Genomic DNA, 13844 nt, shown 5'->3' with positions numbered 1-13844 from the left:
AATACAACAGCAATTGCTTGATTCGGTTGTGCATTTCTTCGATTATAGGTGTAACTGAATTATCAACATCAGGAAACGCTGTGAATATCCCTTGGCGACTAGCCATTTGTCTTGTTAAAAATTATCCAAAATGCCCAGGGCCCCAAATCTATGGCGTATTATGCAGGGCTTAGCACAAATGCCAATCACCGAATTAAAAGGTGTGGGGGCAAAAGCGGCAGAAAAACTCGCAAAATTGGCGATTGTTTCTGTGCAAGACTTATTGTTTCACTTGCCGCTTAGATATGAAGATCGTACTCGTATTTATCCAATCGTAGACTTACAACCCCACCTGCATACTAGTATCCAAGGTGAAGTAACCTCCTGCGATATCCAATTTGGCCGCAAACGTATGTTGGTTGTCAGAATAAGTGATGGTACAGGTACGGTAACCTTACGCTTTTTCCATTTTTCTGCAGCACAAAAAAACAATCTAGAAATAGGCACTACTATTCGTTGTTTTGGTGAAGTCAGGGCCGGTAAATATGGCCTAGAAATAATGCATCCAGAATACAAAAATATTCGTTTAGATCAACCCAATGAAATGCAGGAATCCCTTACACCTGTTTATCCTGCCACTGACGGTATTAAACAAATTACGTTACGAAATTTAAGCGAACAAGCCTTAAAACTTTTGGACAAAGGAGGCTTAGCAGAACTATTACCCGAAGGTTTATATCAACAACAAATTAGTTTAATTGACGCCTTACATTTAGTTCACCGGCCTCCACCCGATGTAACCCTTTCATTGTTTGACGAAGGAAAACACCCCGCTCAACAACGTTTAGTTATGGAAGAATTACTGGCCCATCATTTGAGCGTATTAAAAGTACGACAACAAAGTCAAAAACAAGCGACCTTCCCCATCAAACCTAGCGCTGATTTATTGAATCAGTTTTTGAAGAATTTACCTTTTAAGCCAACTAATGCGCAACAGCGGGTCGTAGCTGATATTCAGGATGATATGCAACAAAATAGTCCAATGATGCGTTTGGTTCAAGGAGACGTCGGGTCGGGCAAAACCTTGGTTGCTGCGATGGCGGCCTTATCGGCAATTGCTGCTGGTTATCAAGTAGGACTCATGGCACCTACTGAACTACTCGCAGAACAGCATGCAAATAATTTTAGGCAATGGTTTGAACCTTTAGGCATAGAAGTGGGTTGGTTAGCCGGTAAGTTGAAAGGTAAAGCCAGAGAAAAAGTGTTAGACCAATTAGCCAATAATGAAACTAAAATGGTGGTGGGTACACATGCCATTTTTCAACAAAGCGTCATTTTTTCTTCACTGGCGTTAGTCATAGTAGATGAACAACACCGTTTTGGTGTGCATCAACGTTTAGCGTTACGTGAAAAAGGTGAGTCTCAAGGAGCCTTTCCACACCAGCTAATTATGACGGCCACTCCCATTCCTCGGACGTTAGCGATGACGGCCTATGCAGATTTAGATACCTCAGTGATAGACGAACTACCTCCAGGAAGAACACCAGTAAAAACGGTAGTATTACCTGATTCTCGGCGAGAAGAGGTGATCACTCGTGTTCGTAACGCAAGCGTTGAGCAGGGCAGGCAAACCTATTGGGTATGTACTCTAATTGATGAATCTGAATTTTTACAAAGCCAAGCTGCAGAAGACACGGCAATTTTATTGCGTACGGCATTACCAGAACTTAAAGTGGGTTTAGTACATGGCAGGCTTAAATCTGATGAAAAACAACAAATCATGGCCGACTTTAAAGCCGGTGAGCTGGATTTGCTAGTCGCCACCACTGTCATTGAAGTGGGTGTTGATGTGCCTAACGCTAGTCTGATGATTATCGAGAACCCAGAGCGATTAGGACTGGCACAATTACACCAATTACGTGGCCGCGTAGGCCGAGGTTCAGTAGAAAGCCATTGTGTTTTGATGTACCAGAGTCCTTTGTCTAAAACGGCCAACAAACGATTGGCTGTACTAAGAGAATCGAACGACGGCTTCTACATTGCACAGCAAGATCTAGAAATCCGTGGTCCAGGCGAATTATTAGGCACTAAGCAAACAGGTTTAGCAGATTTAAAAATTGCCGATTTGGTCCGCGATGCGTCACTTATCCCCCAGGTACAAAATATTGCCAATCATTTATGGCAACAATACCCTGGCAATGCCCAAGCCATAGTGAATCGTTGGTTGGGTAACAAAGAGCAATTTGGTCATGCATAGCCCTGCTTTAGAATATATTCCAGTCACTGTACCTCAAAGTGCAACGCCTGAGTTAATGATACTAGCCCAGCAAACCGCCGCAAAATGGGGGCTTAGCTATGTTGACAATGTCCAAGCGGGATTAGCATTAATACAACAAGTTTCTCATCTCGAACTTCGGCAGTTAGATGAACCCAAAGTTGGCGCAGTTAAAGTAGATTTTGGTTCCGACGCCCTCACCTTTCGACGTTTGCATGGTGGCGGTAAAAAAGAATCCATCGCTAAAGCCGTTGGTTTAAAAGGTCAAGAAGGTGTGCGGATATTAGACGCCACAGCAGGCCTAGGTCGGGATGCCTTTGTACTTAGTAGTTTGGGATGCGTTGTTGATATGATAGAACGCTCACCTGTGGTTGCCGCACTATTACAAGATGGCCTAGACCGAGCCGCCGTTGCTGAAGAGTTATCTAGCTGGCTTCCCAAACGTATGCAGCTATGTCACGGAGTAGCCATAGACCTTTTGAACAATTGGACGGGCACCCGCCCAGATGTGGTCTACCTCGACCCTATGTTTCCACACCGTAAAAAAAGCGCCGCGGTTAAAAAAGAAATGCGTTTGTTTCAGCAATTACTTGGCCCAGATGAAGACGCCGACTTGTTGCTAGAACCAGCATTATTACTGGCTAAAAAACGAGTAGTAGTTAAACGCCCCTCAGGAGCACCATATTTGGCGGGTAAAAAACCAGAAATTGAAATGTTAGGTAAAGCTAACAGGTTCGATGTGTATCTTATTAAAAAGACAAATTAACGAATGCAATTGGTTACTAGTTAGGTGTACCCAATCAAGCTTTTGTATAAATCAGGGCGCGCAACAACACTAAAATATCATTACTTTGTAATTATTAAGCCCCTGAATTTTGGCTGTTGGATGGTAACCTAAGTCCTATCACATAAGTTGTTCTACAGTAAAAATTTGCATTGTTACCATAGCAACCTTCCACTATTTATTAGTCCGATGATCATACCCACAAAACCGCCGCCAAACCCAAGAACTAAGCCGCACCAATAACAGATATCTAGGCGTAGTCGCATATTTTTTTGTTTGGTGGTGGTAGATTCAGCTTGGCAAATTTCATTGGTTACTACTTTACGCAACCGTGTGACTAGATAAAAAAGTACGCTAGCAAACAGTAAATAAGCTGTGACCGGCGCCCACCAGCCAGTTGTTAGTTCGTAACTTGCCAATAACATCAAGCCACTAACAACCAGCCAGATGGTTACCGTTTTACGATAATTAAGTATTTTGGCTTTAACTTCTTCGCTTGAGACTTTTTTAAGCAAATGAGAAGTGCTGACTCGCACTGCGAGTATGCCAAGCAATGCGCCTATCATCGAACCGCCCAGCAACAAACCTAACTTATGTAACACACCCGACTTGCTGCTTGCTGCCGCTGAACTCATCGCTGCGGCAGCCACCGGTGTGCTTGTAGTGATGGCACCTAAAATTAAGCTACTGAATCCCAAAGCAGGTGCCGTGCTTAGCAACAATCTGCCATGTTTCCGTAGTATCTGCTCATGTAATAATTGCCTTACCCGCGATAACTTTTTACGAATATTGGTTTCGCTCTGTTCCAATAAAAGCGCAACTTGTTTACTCGACTGTTCTTCTCGGTAATAAAGCAGCACAATTTCTCGGCTTTCTTCAGGTAATTGGCTAATAAAATCCTCTAGGATAACATTTGATTGTTCGCGCTCAATCTTGCTATCTATGTCTAACTTAGGATCACAAAACTGCGACAAGATTAGATCGGCTTCCTCGCCATCCACTTTTCGGCGGGATTTGTTGTCTCGCAAAAAATTAAGGGCTTTGTAGCGTGTCATCTGCCGTAACCAGGGCAAAAAACTACTGGTACTTTTTAGCTCAGACATATTTTGCCAAGCGCCAATATAGACTTGCTGAGCAACGTCTTCGCTATTGTCTAAGTCTTTAACAATAGATAAAGCAATGCTTGTTACCAAATTACGGGTTTGATTTATTAAGCGGCCGTACGCTTGTTGGTCGCCTTCTTGTGCAAGTTCAACATCATTAAATAAACTTTGATCTTGAAGGCTTAAAGAGGAGTGTGCAGTGGCATTCATAAAGTACTCCCTAAGAAAGTAGAGACTTGTTCTTCAAGCCACTGCGGGTCGTCATACATAATAAAATGTCGAGAATGAGTGTTCATCACTAACTGCGCCTTTGGCAACATCTGTAGTTGTTGTGCATACAAGGTTTGCATAGCGGCGTGTTGCTCATCTGTGCTAAAGCCTCCCGATGCACCTAACAATAAAACAGGTGATGTGATCTTGGCAATGTCTTGCCTCAAATCTTGACTCATTAGGGTATACATCGCTTCACCAACTGTTTTAGGGTCTGAGGTTTTTACCATGTCCATGACTTTTGTTTTTGCCTCATCACTACTGGCTTGTATCGATAAACCGTAACGAGATTGCTGTATCAGTTGTTGTTGCGACATAGTGCTGTACATGGCTTTTATTTGCTGTGCTTGCCCTGTTAAATCCGCAACCGTTGTTGTATTTGTGCGAGTAAACACTGGGCCAATAAAAGGTAAGCCGTCTACCGATATAATGGGACCTATTTGCGTTGTATTACTAGACGCTAGCCAAAAACTCATAAACCCGCCTAGGCTATGGCCAATCACCGCTGGTTTATGCAGTTTATGTGTGTCCACATAATCTAAAAGCTGCTGCTTAACCTCTGTAAGTGAAGGATTATCGCTGGCTGGTGTACTAGCGAACCCAGCTAGATTAATAATATGCACTTGGTAAGTGGTTGATAACGTATTAGCTAAATCCTGCCAAACGCTGCCATCGGACATTAATCCTGGAATAAGAATAACAGGCTTACCAACACCTGTTACTTTGGCTACAAAATGTTTGTTTGAAGCCTTACTTTCCGCAGCAAACAAAACGCCACTGATAGCCATTTGAAATAAAACCGTATAAATAAACGCGGCAATAAAGGTTAACCAAAAACGCCTGCTTTTCGCTTGCATAGATTTGAACATGATACTTTCCTTATTATGTATTAAATAAAACCAACATATCTAAGGCACGGTGAGTTTAAAAAGTGTGACAAGTTTTTTAAAAAAATCTAAAACTAACAACATTGACAGTTAATTAAAGGAATGCATCAGTCTCTAGCAAGGCTATGCTTGGTTAACCGCTAAAAGTGCTTCAGCCAATATTTTTACTTATTGACCTAGGTTAACTTAAGTATAAAGTGAGTTAGCTATACGCTGGTGTTTAAGCAGTCGAACATTCAAGCTGCAAGGTTGAGTTAAATGAGATATCCACATTTAAGCAGCAAGGTACATGAACATTGGTTTATTTAATTTGTAGGTGTTGTTATCTCTACGTGTTTATTGCTAGTCAACTGCGGCGTTAGAATATGACGTTACCATGTAGACCAACAAGCCACGGCTTTAATTAGTTAAACCTTTATCGCGTTTAACAAACCCAATGTTGCGCTAAACAATCAGCATACCTCATTTGCTCAGCGCAACACCTGCCATGGATTTTAGTAAAAAGCCTGAATGTCAGTGATAGCACGCCCCAAAATGAGTGCATGCACATCATGCGTCCCTTCGTAGGTATTCACCGCTTCTAGATTCATCACGTGACGAATGACCCCAAACTCATCGCTGATACCATTACCGCCATGCATATCACGGGCAACACGTGCGATGTCTAGTGCCTTGCCACAATTGTTACGCTTCAGCATAGAAATCAATTCTACTGGGCAGTGATCAGCATCCATTAAACGCCCCATTTGTAAGCAGCCTTGTAAACCTAAAGCGATGTCGGTTTGCATATCGGCTAGTTTCTTTTGCACTAACTGGTTTGCAGCTAGGGGGCGTCCGAATTGTTCTCTATCTAGGGTGTAGGTTCTGGCCTGATTAAAGCAAAATTCCGCAGCGCCCATAGAGCCCCAAGCAATGCCATATCGAGCCTTGTTTAAACACCCAAATGGACCAGCTAACCCTTTGATTTCAGGGAACATGTTTTCTTCAGGCACCAACACATTGTCCATTACAATTTCACCCGTTATCGATGCACGCAATGAAAACTTGCCTTCGATTTTAGGTGCACTTAAACCTGGCATGCCTTTTTCAAGCACAAAACCTCGAATTTTGCCTTCAAGCTTCGCCCAGACTACAAACACATCGGCAATGGGTGAATTAGTGATCCACATTTTATTACCTGTTAAGGCATACCCCCCGTCTACTTTTTTAGCATGGGTGGTCATCGAAGCGGGATCACTGCCCGAATTAGGCTCAGTCAAACCAAAACACCCGACCCATTCACCAGACGCCAATTTAGGTAAATATTTCATACGCTGAGCTTCAGTACCGTAAGTATAAATAGGGTGCATTACCAGAGACGATTGCACGCTCATGGCGCTACGATAACCACTGTCAACACGCTCAACTTCGCGAGCAATCAAACCATAACTCACGTAATTCACTTCGCTGCCACCATATTGAGCCGGCAAAGTCGCCCCTAATAACCCTAAGCCTCCTAACTCTGTCATTATTTCGCGGTCAAAACGTTCGTGCCTGTTAGCTTCAAGCACCCGAGGCAATAAATTTTGCTGACAATAATCATAAGCAGTGTCACGTATCATGCGCTCTTCTTCGCTTAATTGATTATCAAGAAACATAGGATCTTGCCAGTTATAAGGGGTGAGTTTTTGGCTCATAAGGACACTCCGTTTAAATACCTGTATAGGTAATAGCCTATTTTATTGGATTACTCTATGCTTAAAAAATGAATAAATATAATATATAGTTTTTATACTTTTAATAACTATTAACTATCGACTTTACTCCTATGAATTTGAAACGTCTTGAGTATTTTTGCCAACTGGCCGTGTTAGGTAACTTTACTCGGGCGGCACAGGCTTTAGGCATAGCGCAACCAGCGCTCAGCGTTGCTATTCAAAAGCTAGAACAAGAAGTGGGTTTAAAGTTAATAAACCGGGCTGATAAACACTCACTTTTAACCGCCGAAGGCAGCGTTTTATACAAACTGGCCACACAACTATTAAGCCAAGCCAAACAAGTTGAACTAGAGCTAGGAGAGCTAAAAGACCTAGAGAGAGGCACGATTCGTTTTGGCGTTCCCGCTATGATGGGCTCTTATTATTTCCCGAAAATATTGACAGACTTTAAGCAACAATACCCCAAAATAAAGATTCACTTAGTCGACCAAGGTACCGCTGCCCTTGAGAAAATGTTACTAAATAGCGAACTGGATTTAGCCTTAGTGCGTAGTGACTTAGAAAACCCGCAACTGCGCTACAGCGAATTAATAAATGAAGAAGTGGTCGCCGGCATGGAGAGCTCACACCCCCTAGCCTCCGAGAAAACGATTTCTCTAAAACAGTTTTGCCAACAACCTTTGGTGCTGTTTCATGAAGGGTATTATTTACGTGAAGTAGTGAGTCAGTATTCGAAAAAACATCACTTAACATTAGACATCGGAATGGAAACGAATCTCATAGAGCTGCAAAAATCCTTGGTTCGCAATGGAGTCGGTATTACCACTTGTCTGTCTCGTATTTTAGAAAACGAACAGCAGATGACCTGTATCCCCTTTGAGCCAAAAATTGAATTTAAGTTAAGCCTAGCTTGGAGAAAAAACCATTACCTATCGAAAGCCAGCAAGGTGTTTATGACCTACCTCAGCTCAACGGTTGAGCCTTCCCGCTAAATGGTTACGACGCTTAACAAGGCGCTTTTTCAGCTAACCTCGATGATTTGATTGATAACCAAAGCCGTAGTTAGTATATCTTGAACATCACTCTGAGATATTGAAATGCTTATGAATCATTATTAATACTAATAATTTCCAAAACACTCCCCAACTACATAGGATAGCGTTAGTAGAAAGTTTTATGGTGATGTTCAACTAGGTAGTTTGTAGCTAACTACAATTCAAATCCAACGATTATTACCAGAAATATGCTCAAAGTCGTTCAATCAATTAAGTACACCAAGGGTTTACAAAATGAATCTAGATTTCAGCGCTGAAGAAAAAGAATTTCAACAAGAAGTTCGTCAATTTTTACAGCAAAAATTGCCAAAAAACATCTCATCTAAAATCAAAAAAGGGTTGCACCTTTTAAAAGAAGAATACGTGCAATGGCAACAGACATTGTACAGCCAAGGTTGGGCAGGTGTTAACTGGCCAGTTGAGCACGGTGGAACCGGTTGGACTAGTACGCAGAAGTATATTTTTGACAATGAGTGTGCCAAAGCGGGCGCTCCAGATGTCATTCCATTTGGTTTAAAAATGGTTGCGCCAGTTATCTATACTTTTGGTAATGAAGAGCAGAAACAACGATTTTTACCTGATATTTTGGCCAGTAAAGTTTGGTGGTGTCAGGGCTATTCCGAAACGGGTGCGGGCTCTGATCTGGCCGGACTTAAAACAACAGCTGTCAGAGACGGTGACGAATACATAGTAAACGGCACCAAAACATGGACGACACTAGGTCAACATGCCGATTGGATATTTTGCCTAGTACGCACCGGGTCTCCTGGTACTAAAAACCAAGAAGCTATCAGCTTTTTACTCATTAACATGCACGACCCTAAAATTACGGTTTCTCCCATTATTACTATTGACGGTAGTCATGAAGTCAACGAAGTGCATTTTGATGAAGTACGAGTTCCGGCTAACAATCTAATTGGCGTCGAAGGACAGGGGTGGACTTACGCCAAAGTATTGTTAACCCATGAGCGAACCGGCATTGCACGAGTCGCTCCTTCTAAATATCGTTTAATGCAATTAAAACAATTAGCTGCAATATCTGATGACGGCAATAACAAACTAATGGACGACCCTATTTTTGCGCAAAAAGTCGCAAACCTAGAAATAGATTTACTAGCACTGGAATACACTGAATTACGCACTTTGTCTGCCATAAGTACCGGTAAAGCTCCAGGGCCAGAGTCGTCAATCCTAAAAATTGTAGGTACCCAAATAATCCAAGGCATAGACGAACTATATGTCGAAGCGGCGGCGTACTACTCAATGCCTTACGTGCCACAACAATTCGAAGATGAATTCGACGGACAACATATTGGCCCAGATACAGCGGCAAACAGCGCGTTGACTTTCTTCAATAACCGTAAGACATCTATTTACGGTGGCAGTAACGAAATTCAAACGAACATTATCAGCAAAGCCGTTTTAGGCCTTTAAATAAGCATTAGGAATTTACTATGGACTTTTCGTTAAGTAGCGAACAACAAATGATTCAAGATAGTGTATCGAAGTTTATTCTCAATGATTACGATTTTGAAACACGTCGAAAAATACTCAAATCAGCAGCAGGTTATAGCCAAGATAATTGGAATTTGTTTGCAGAACTCGGCTGGCTAATGCTGCCATTCTCAGAAGAAGATGGGGGGTTGAGCGGCTCGATGGCTGACCTTGCTCTTGTTATGGAAGAATTTGGCAAAGGCATAGTAGTCGAACCATTTATAGCAACAGCGGTTCTAGCTGGCGGACTCATTGCCGCAGTAGGTAACCAACAGCAAAAAGACCTGTATTTACCAAAAATCATGGCAGGCGAATTACAAATGGCATTTGCCTACGCAGAACCACAAAGCCGCTATCATTTAAACAACGTAAAATGTAGCGCAACTCAAGCACAAGGCGACTATGTCATTAATGGCCATAAGTCAGTGGTACTCAATGGTAATCATGCAGAAACCATAGTGGTGGCAGCGCGCACCTCTGGTGATACGCAAGACAACAATGGCATCAGCTTATTTTTGGTCGATGCGAATCACCCAAGTGTTAAACGCGAAGGGTATGCCAATGTAGATGGCCACCAGGCTGCCGATATTTGGTTTGATAACACCCCCACTCTTGGATTGTTAGGTGAGCAAGATAATGCCTTAACTGCCATGAATAATGTTGTAGACAAGGCAACCTTGGCGGTGTGCGCCGAAGCGGTAGGTGCGATGCAAATTGCTAATGAACGCACTGTAGAATATGCAAAAACACGGAAACAGTTTGGCCACACTATTGGCTCGTTTCAAGCACTGCAACATCGCATGGTGAACATGTTTATTGAGCATCAACAAGCAAAATCAATTTTGCTAATGGCGGTGTTAAAAATGGATAGTAATAATGGCATAGATGCCAAAGCGATATCAGCTGCAAAAAGCCGTATTGGCAAAGCCGCCAACTTAGTGGGTCGTGAATCAATCCAAATTCATGGTGGCATTGGTATGACAGACGAACTTGATGTAGGACATATATTCAAACGTTTAACCACTATTCAATATTTGTTTGGCAGCACTGATAACCACACCAAACGGTTCGCTTCTGCATAGCGCAATAAAAAGCTAAGCTTTGATAACCACCAGTTCAAAGGAGTTATAGTTAGCACTCACTCTAACTACAACTCCTTATTTTAAAACCCCTACCACAGTTAGAATCAATATTTTCTGTTTCGTTTTCTAGAAAATGACAAATCCACATCAACAGCCCTTATTAATGAATCATTAATACCCTATAATTCTCGCCTCAAAATAGGCGTAGTAAGCGGCGGGCGATAAATTGAAAATAGTAGACGTGATTGTAATAGGTGCTGGCGCCGCTGGTTTGTTTTGCGCGGCTCAAGCCGGCAAACGAGGCCGCAACGTAGTGGTACTCGATCACGCTAAGCGTTTAGGTGGCAAAATCCTAATGTCGGGTGGCGGACGCTGTAATTTTACAAACATGTACGCCAGCCACGAAAACTTTTTGTCAGATAATCCTCACTTTTGTAAATCGGCTTTAAGCCGCTATACCCAATGGGATTTCATTGGTCTGGTGGCCGAATACGGCATTGCCTACCACGAAAAGACCTTAGGGCAGCTATTTTGTGACGACAGCGCCAAAGATATCCTAAACATGTTATTGGCCGAGTGTGAAAAGGCCAATGTGACAGTTACCAATCAATGCGAGATTTTGTCCATTGAAAAGACTGAGTCTGGTTACACACTTAACACCGCTAAAGGCCAGTATCAATGCGAGTCTCTAGTGATTGCCACTGGTGGATTGTCAATGCCGAAACTCGGTGCTAGCCCTTTTGGTTATAAAATAGCGGAACAGTTTGGCTTAAAGGTTAAACCCACCCGTGCCGGGCTAGTGCCTTTCACACTGCATGAGCACGACAAAACAGTGTTGTCAGAACTCAGTGGCATTTCACTCGATGCCAGCGCTAGTTGCAACAACACCAGTTTTAACGAAAACATCCTCTTTACCCATAGAGGTCTAAGTGGCCCCGCGGTATTACAAATATCCTCATTCTGGGAGCCAGGTCAAACAGTAGAATTCGACTTATTCCCTAACGGTGACCTGTTGGCTGATTTACAGCAAACATTACAAAACCAGCCAGACGTACAACTCAGTACTGCACTAGGCAATCATTACCCCAAACGTTATGTGCAAGCCGCGCTGCCGTATATAGGCATTGAAAACAAACCCCTAAAACAATATCAAGGCAAACAACTCGAACAAGCCGCTCAAGCTTTTCACCAGTGGCAACTTAAACCCAACGGCACCGAAGGTTACCGCACCGCCGAAGTCACATTAGGCGGCGTAGACACCCACCAACTCTCATCAAAAACCATGATGGCAAAAGATGTTGAGGGTTTGTATTTTATTGGTGAGGTTGTGGATGTGACCGGATGGTTGGGAGGGTTTAATTTTCAGTGGGCATGGAGTTCTGGGTGGGTAGCTGGACAAAACGTATAGTTGGTTTATTGGATGGTAAATGGAGACAAACGGAATTGAATGGAGACAAAACTAGGACAAATTCGTTAAAACTTGTTCTTAAAATTTGCAAACGTTTAGTTTAAAACTCTGACCGTCAGCGAAATGCCAAACGGCGCCATAAGGTTGGAGTTTATAAAGGTTTTAAATCGGCCTAAAGCCGACCTAAGGTTCCAGTCAACAAAGGAAAATAATCGACCAAAAGCAGTCATTAGCAAATTTATGTTTCAAATTCTAATAACCGAATTTTAGCGGCTGATGATTTATAATTTTGATTGGATTGTTACTAGAAAGCGGACATTAACGCTCGCATTTGCGACTGGTTTAGAGCGCAGCGGAAAACCAGTCCAACAACATTTCGCTTGTTAGTTTTTGGGTTATTGACAGCTCATGGAGAGCGGTTTTTTTACAACCAGTTCCCCTGAATTGTAATCTACTTTTTGGGTGTCTAATATTTCCGACTCAAACGCCCAGCCATCTCCATCATTGCTGAGCAAGTAGTTAATATTATGGCACTCAATATTGCCATTCGTTTTCAATCCATATATCGCTCTACAACTCGCTCTATGTGCTGCTTTAGTTAAGTAACACCTAACGCTGGTTGACCTAGTAGCGGTAATTAAACCTTGATCATTTAAATAGTTCTCGAACTTACGAGCCGCAACTGTTTTTGCTTTTGCCCCCTCAACCGTACGCAAGTTTCCTTCTATATTGAGTACAACCGGGTGAGCTTGGTGTATTTGGTTAGCATTCAGCTGGTTTACTACTTTCCAACCATTCTCATCTTTAGCAAGTTGAATTTTTATTAATGACTGATTGCCAGCATCAACTTCATAACCAACAAAACCGCTTTTGGGGTAATCATCACTATAACTAGTATATGTAACCCCAAATTGCTCTCTAAGTTTGACCTTGTTATCTTGGCTATTTATATATTCTCTAGCCAAATAATCTAAGGTATCGAAACTGTCTGAATTAAGGTTTATTGACCCATCTACTATTTCTATATCTTTATACGTTGCAAAAAATTTACCCTCGATATTTGTTCCATTATTTAAAGCAACCAGCTTTATTGAAAAAGGAACTCCTAAGCTCTCTTTTTTACCAAAAATGAGCAGTAATTCATAATTGCTCATAATAGTTACTCCTTCTGGGAGGTTTTGTCCTTCCTTTTTTATATTTAACCTGATGTGAGGCTTAAATGAACTGACTGAACTAGAAGAATCAAATGTTTTATCTGAGAGATCTTCATTGTCAAAAGTAACAATATCAACAGAAACATCAGCAAAAAATTCCTTGCCTTGCCGCAAAGTCAAAGTCCCATTATTTATAATTGCCTTTTCAACTTCGAATCTAGTATTGCGCACATTTCCTGCGATCACCCTATCTTTTATTGGCTCATTAATATTGTCTTTTTGAGTGAGTAAATGTTGTTCAGCTGTTTGTTCAGAAGAGTTGTCGCTACAGGCAACGAAATTCAATATTACAAATAAAGTCAAAATAGCTCTAATTTTTCTCAATTGATTTCCCCTTGAATGTACATTTGTAACGCCCGCATAAGCTGCGCCGAAGCCGGAATGTTATTGTGTTAATGTTTGAACGCAGCGAGTAACACAAAACGCGTAGGTTTTGGCGTCAGACTGGAAGCGCTTGATACTCATTGAGCCTCCCCAATCAGCGTAACTTTTCGGCTACTCTGATAGGTGACAAAACCAAAACGGAGAAGCTCAATGAACTTTTATACTAATACACATCCATACTATTGTGGAATTGATTTAGAAATAACAAAATA

Annotated in this window: 10 protein-coding genes; 6 read left to right on the top strand and 4 right to left on the bottom strand. The window is 42.0% G+C overall.

What is annotated here, in order from left to right:
* Positions 1-160: 160 nt before the first annotated feature.
* Both recG and ABJK37_RS04310 read left to right on the top strand, forming a co-directional pair.
* The gene (gene recG / locus ABJK37_RS04315; protein WP_348350491.1) at positions 161-2236 is read left to right on the top strand and encodes an ATP-dependent DNA helicase RecG; all 2076 of its coding nucleotides are present in this window, start codon (positions 161-163) and stop codon (positions 2234-2236) included.
* The gene (locus ABJK37_RS04310; protein ID WP_348350489.1) at positions 2229-3020 is read left to right on the top strand and encodes a class I SAM-dependent methyltransferase; all 792 of its coding nucleotides are present in this window, start codon (positions 2229-2231) and stop codon (positions 3018-3020) included. The genes recG and ABJK37_RS04310 overlap by 8 nt, the downstream gene beginning before the upstream one ends.
* Positions 3021-3193: 173 nt before the next feature.
* On the opposite strand, the gene ABJK37_RS04305 is transcribed toward ABJK37_RS04310, so the two are convergent.
* From ABJK37_RS04305 to ABJK37_RS04295, 3 genes are all read right to left on the bottom strand, one after another.
* Entirely contained in the window at positions 3194-4351 is a 1158-nt protein-coding gene (locus ABJK37_RS04305) for a sigma-70 family RNA polymerase sigma factor (protein ID WP_348350487.1), read from the bottom strand.
* Positions 4348-5280, bottom strand: coding sequence for an alpha/beta hydrolase (locus tag ABJK37_RS04300; RefSeq protein ID WP_348350485.1), 933 nt, complete (start codon positions 5278-5280; stop codon positions 4348-4350). The genes ABJK37_RS04305 and ABJK37_RS04300 overlap by 4 nt, the downstream gene beginning before the upstream one ends.
* 512 nt (positions 5281-5792) lie before the next feature.
* Positions 5793-6974, bottom strand: coding sequence for an acyl-CoA dehydrogenase (locus tag ABJK37_RS04295; RefSeq protein WP_348350483.1), 1182 nt, complete (start codon positions 6972-6974; stop codon positions 5793-5795).
* 131 nt (positions 6975-7105) lie between these two features.
* Between ABJK37_RS04295 and ABJK37_RS04290 the strand changes: the two genes are divergently transcribed.
* From ABJK37_RS04290 to ABJK37_RS04275, 4 genes are all read left to right on the top strand, one after another.
* The gene (locus ABJK37_RS04290) at positions 7106-7987 is read left to right on the top strand and encodes a LysR family transcriptional regulator (protein ID WP_348350481.1); all 882 of its coding nucleotides are present in this window, start codon (positions 7106-7108) and stop codon (positions 7985-7987) included.
* Positions 7988-8284: 297 nt separating this feature from the next.
* Positions 8285-9484 carry an acyl-CoA dehydrogenase family protein gene (locus tag ABJK37_RS04285; RefSeq protein ID WP_348350479.1) on the top strand — a complete coding sequence of 400 codons (1200 nt, stop codon included), beginning with the start codon at positions 8285-8287 and terminating at the stop codon, positions 9482-9484.
* 20 nt (positions 9485-9504) lie between these two features.
* The gene (locus ABJK37_RS04280; RefSeq protein WP_348350477.1) at positions 9505-10626 is read left to right on the top strand and encodes an acyl-CoA dehydrogenase; all 1122 of its coding nucleotides are present in this window, start codon (positions 9505-9507) and stop codon (positions 10624-10626) included.
* 226 nt (positions 10627-10852) lie between these two features.
* Positions 10853-12034: an NAD(P)/FAD-dependent oxidoreductase gene (locus tag ABJK37_RS04275; protein ID WP_348350475.1), complete on the top strand. Its 1182-nt coding sequence runs from the start codon at positions 10853-10855 to the stop codon at positions 12032-12034.
* A 395-nt stretch (positions 12035-12429) separates the two neighbouring features.
* Here the strand turns inward: ABJK37_RS04275 and ABJK37_RS04270 are convergent, their stop codons facing one another.
* On the bottom strand, positions 12430-13572 hold the full coding sequence (locus ABJK37_RS04270; RefSeq protein WP_348350473.1) for a hypothetical protein: 1143 nt from the start codon (positions 13570-13572) through the stop codon (positions 12430-12432).
* Between the last annotated feature and the right edge of the window lie 272 nt (positions 13573-13844).

This window comes from Paraglaciecola sp., from assembly GCF_039964565.1.
Classification (GTDB): domain Bacteria; phylum Pseudomonadota; class Gammaproteobacteria; order Enterobacterales; family Alteromonadaceae; genus Paraglaciecola.
Note: the sequence above shows the minus strand (reverse complement) of the source record. Positions and strands in the feature narration are given on the sequence as shown.

What these genes read in the sequence shown, in the direction of transcription:
- recG (WP_348350491.1), top strand. Translation starts at nt 161, where the DNA reads ATGCAGGGCTTAGCACAAATGCCAATCACCGAATTAAAAGGTGTGGGG.
- ABJK37_RS04310 (WP_348350489.1), top strand. Translation starts at nt 2,229, where the DNA reads ATGCATAGCCCTGCTTTAGAATATATTCCAGTCACTGTACCTCAAAGT.
- ABJK37_RS04305 (WP_348350487.1), bottom strand. Translation starts at nt 4,351, where the DNA reads ATGAATGCCACTGCACACTCCTCTTTAAGCCTTCAAGATCAAAGTTTA.
- ABJK37_RS04300 (WP_348350485.1), bottom strand. Translation starts at nt 5,280, where the DNA reads ATGTTCAAATCTATGCAAGCGAAAAGCAGGCGTTTTTGGTTAACCTTT.
- ABJK37_RS04295 (WP_348350483.1), bottom strand. Translation starts at nt 6,974, where the DNA reads ATGAGCCAAAAACTCACCCCTTATAACTGGCAAGATCCTATGTTTCTT.
- ABJK37_RS04290 (WP_348350481.1), top strand. Translation starts at nt 7,106, where the DNA reads ATGAATTTGAAACGTCTTGAGTATTTTTGCCAACTGGCCGTGTTAGGT.
- ABJK37_RS04285 (WP_348350479.1), top strand. Translation starts at nt 8,285, where the DNA reads ATGAATCTAGATTTCAGCGCTGAAGAAAAAGAATTTCAACAAGAAGTT.
- ABJK37_RS04280 (WP_348350477.1), top strand. Translation starts at nt 9,505, where the DNA reads ATGGACTTTTCGTTAAGTAGCGAACAACAAATGATTCAAGATAGTGTA.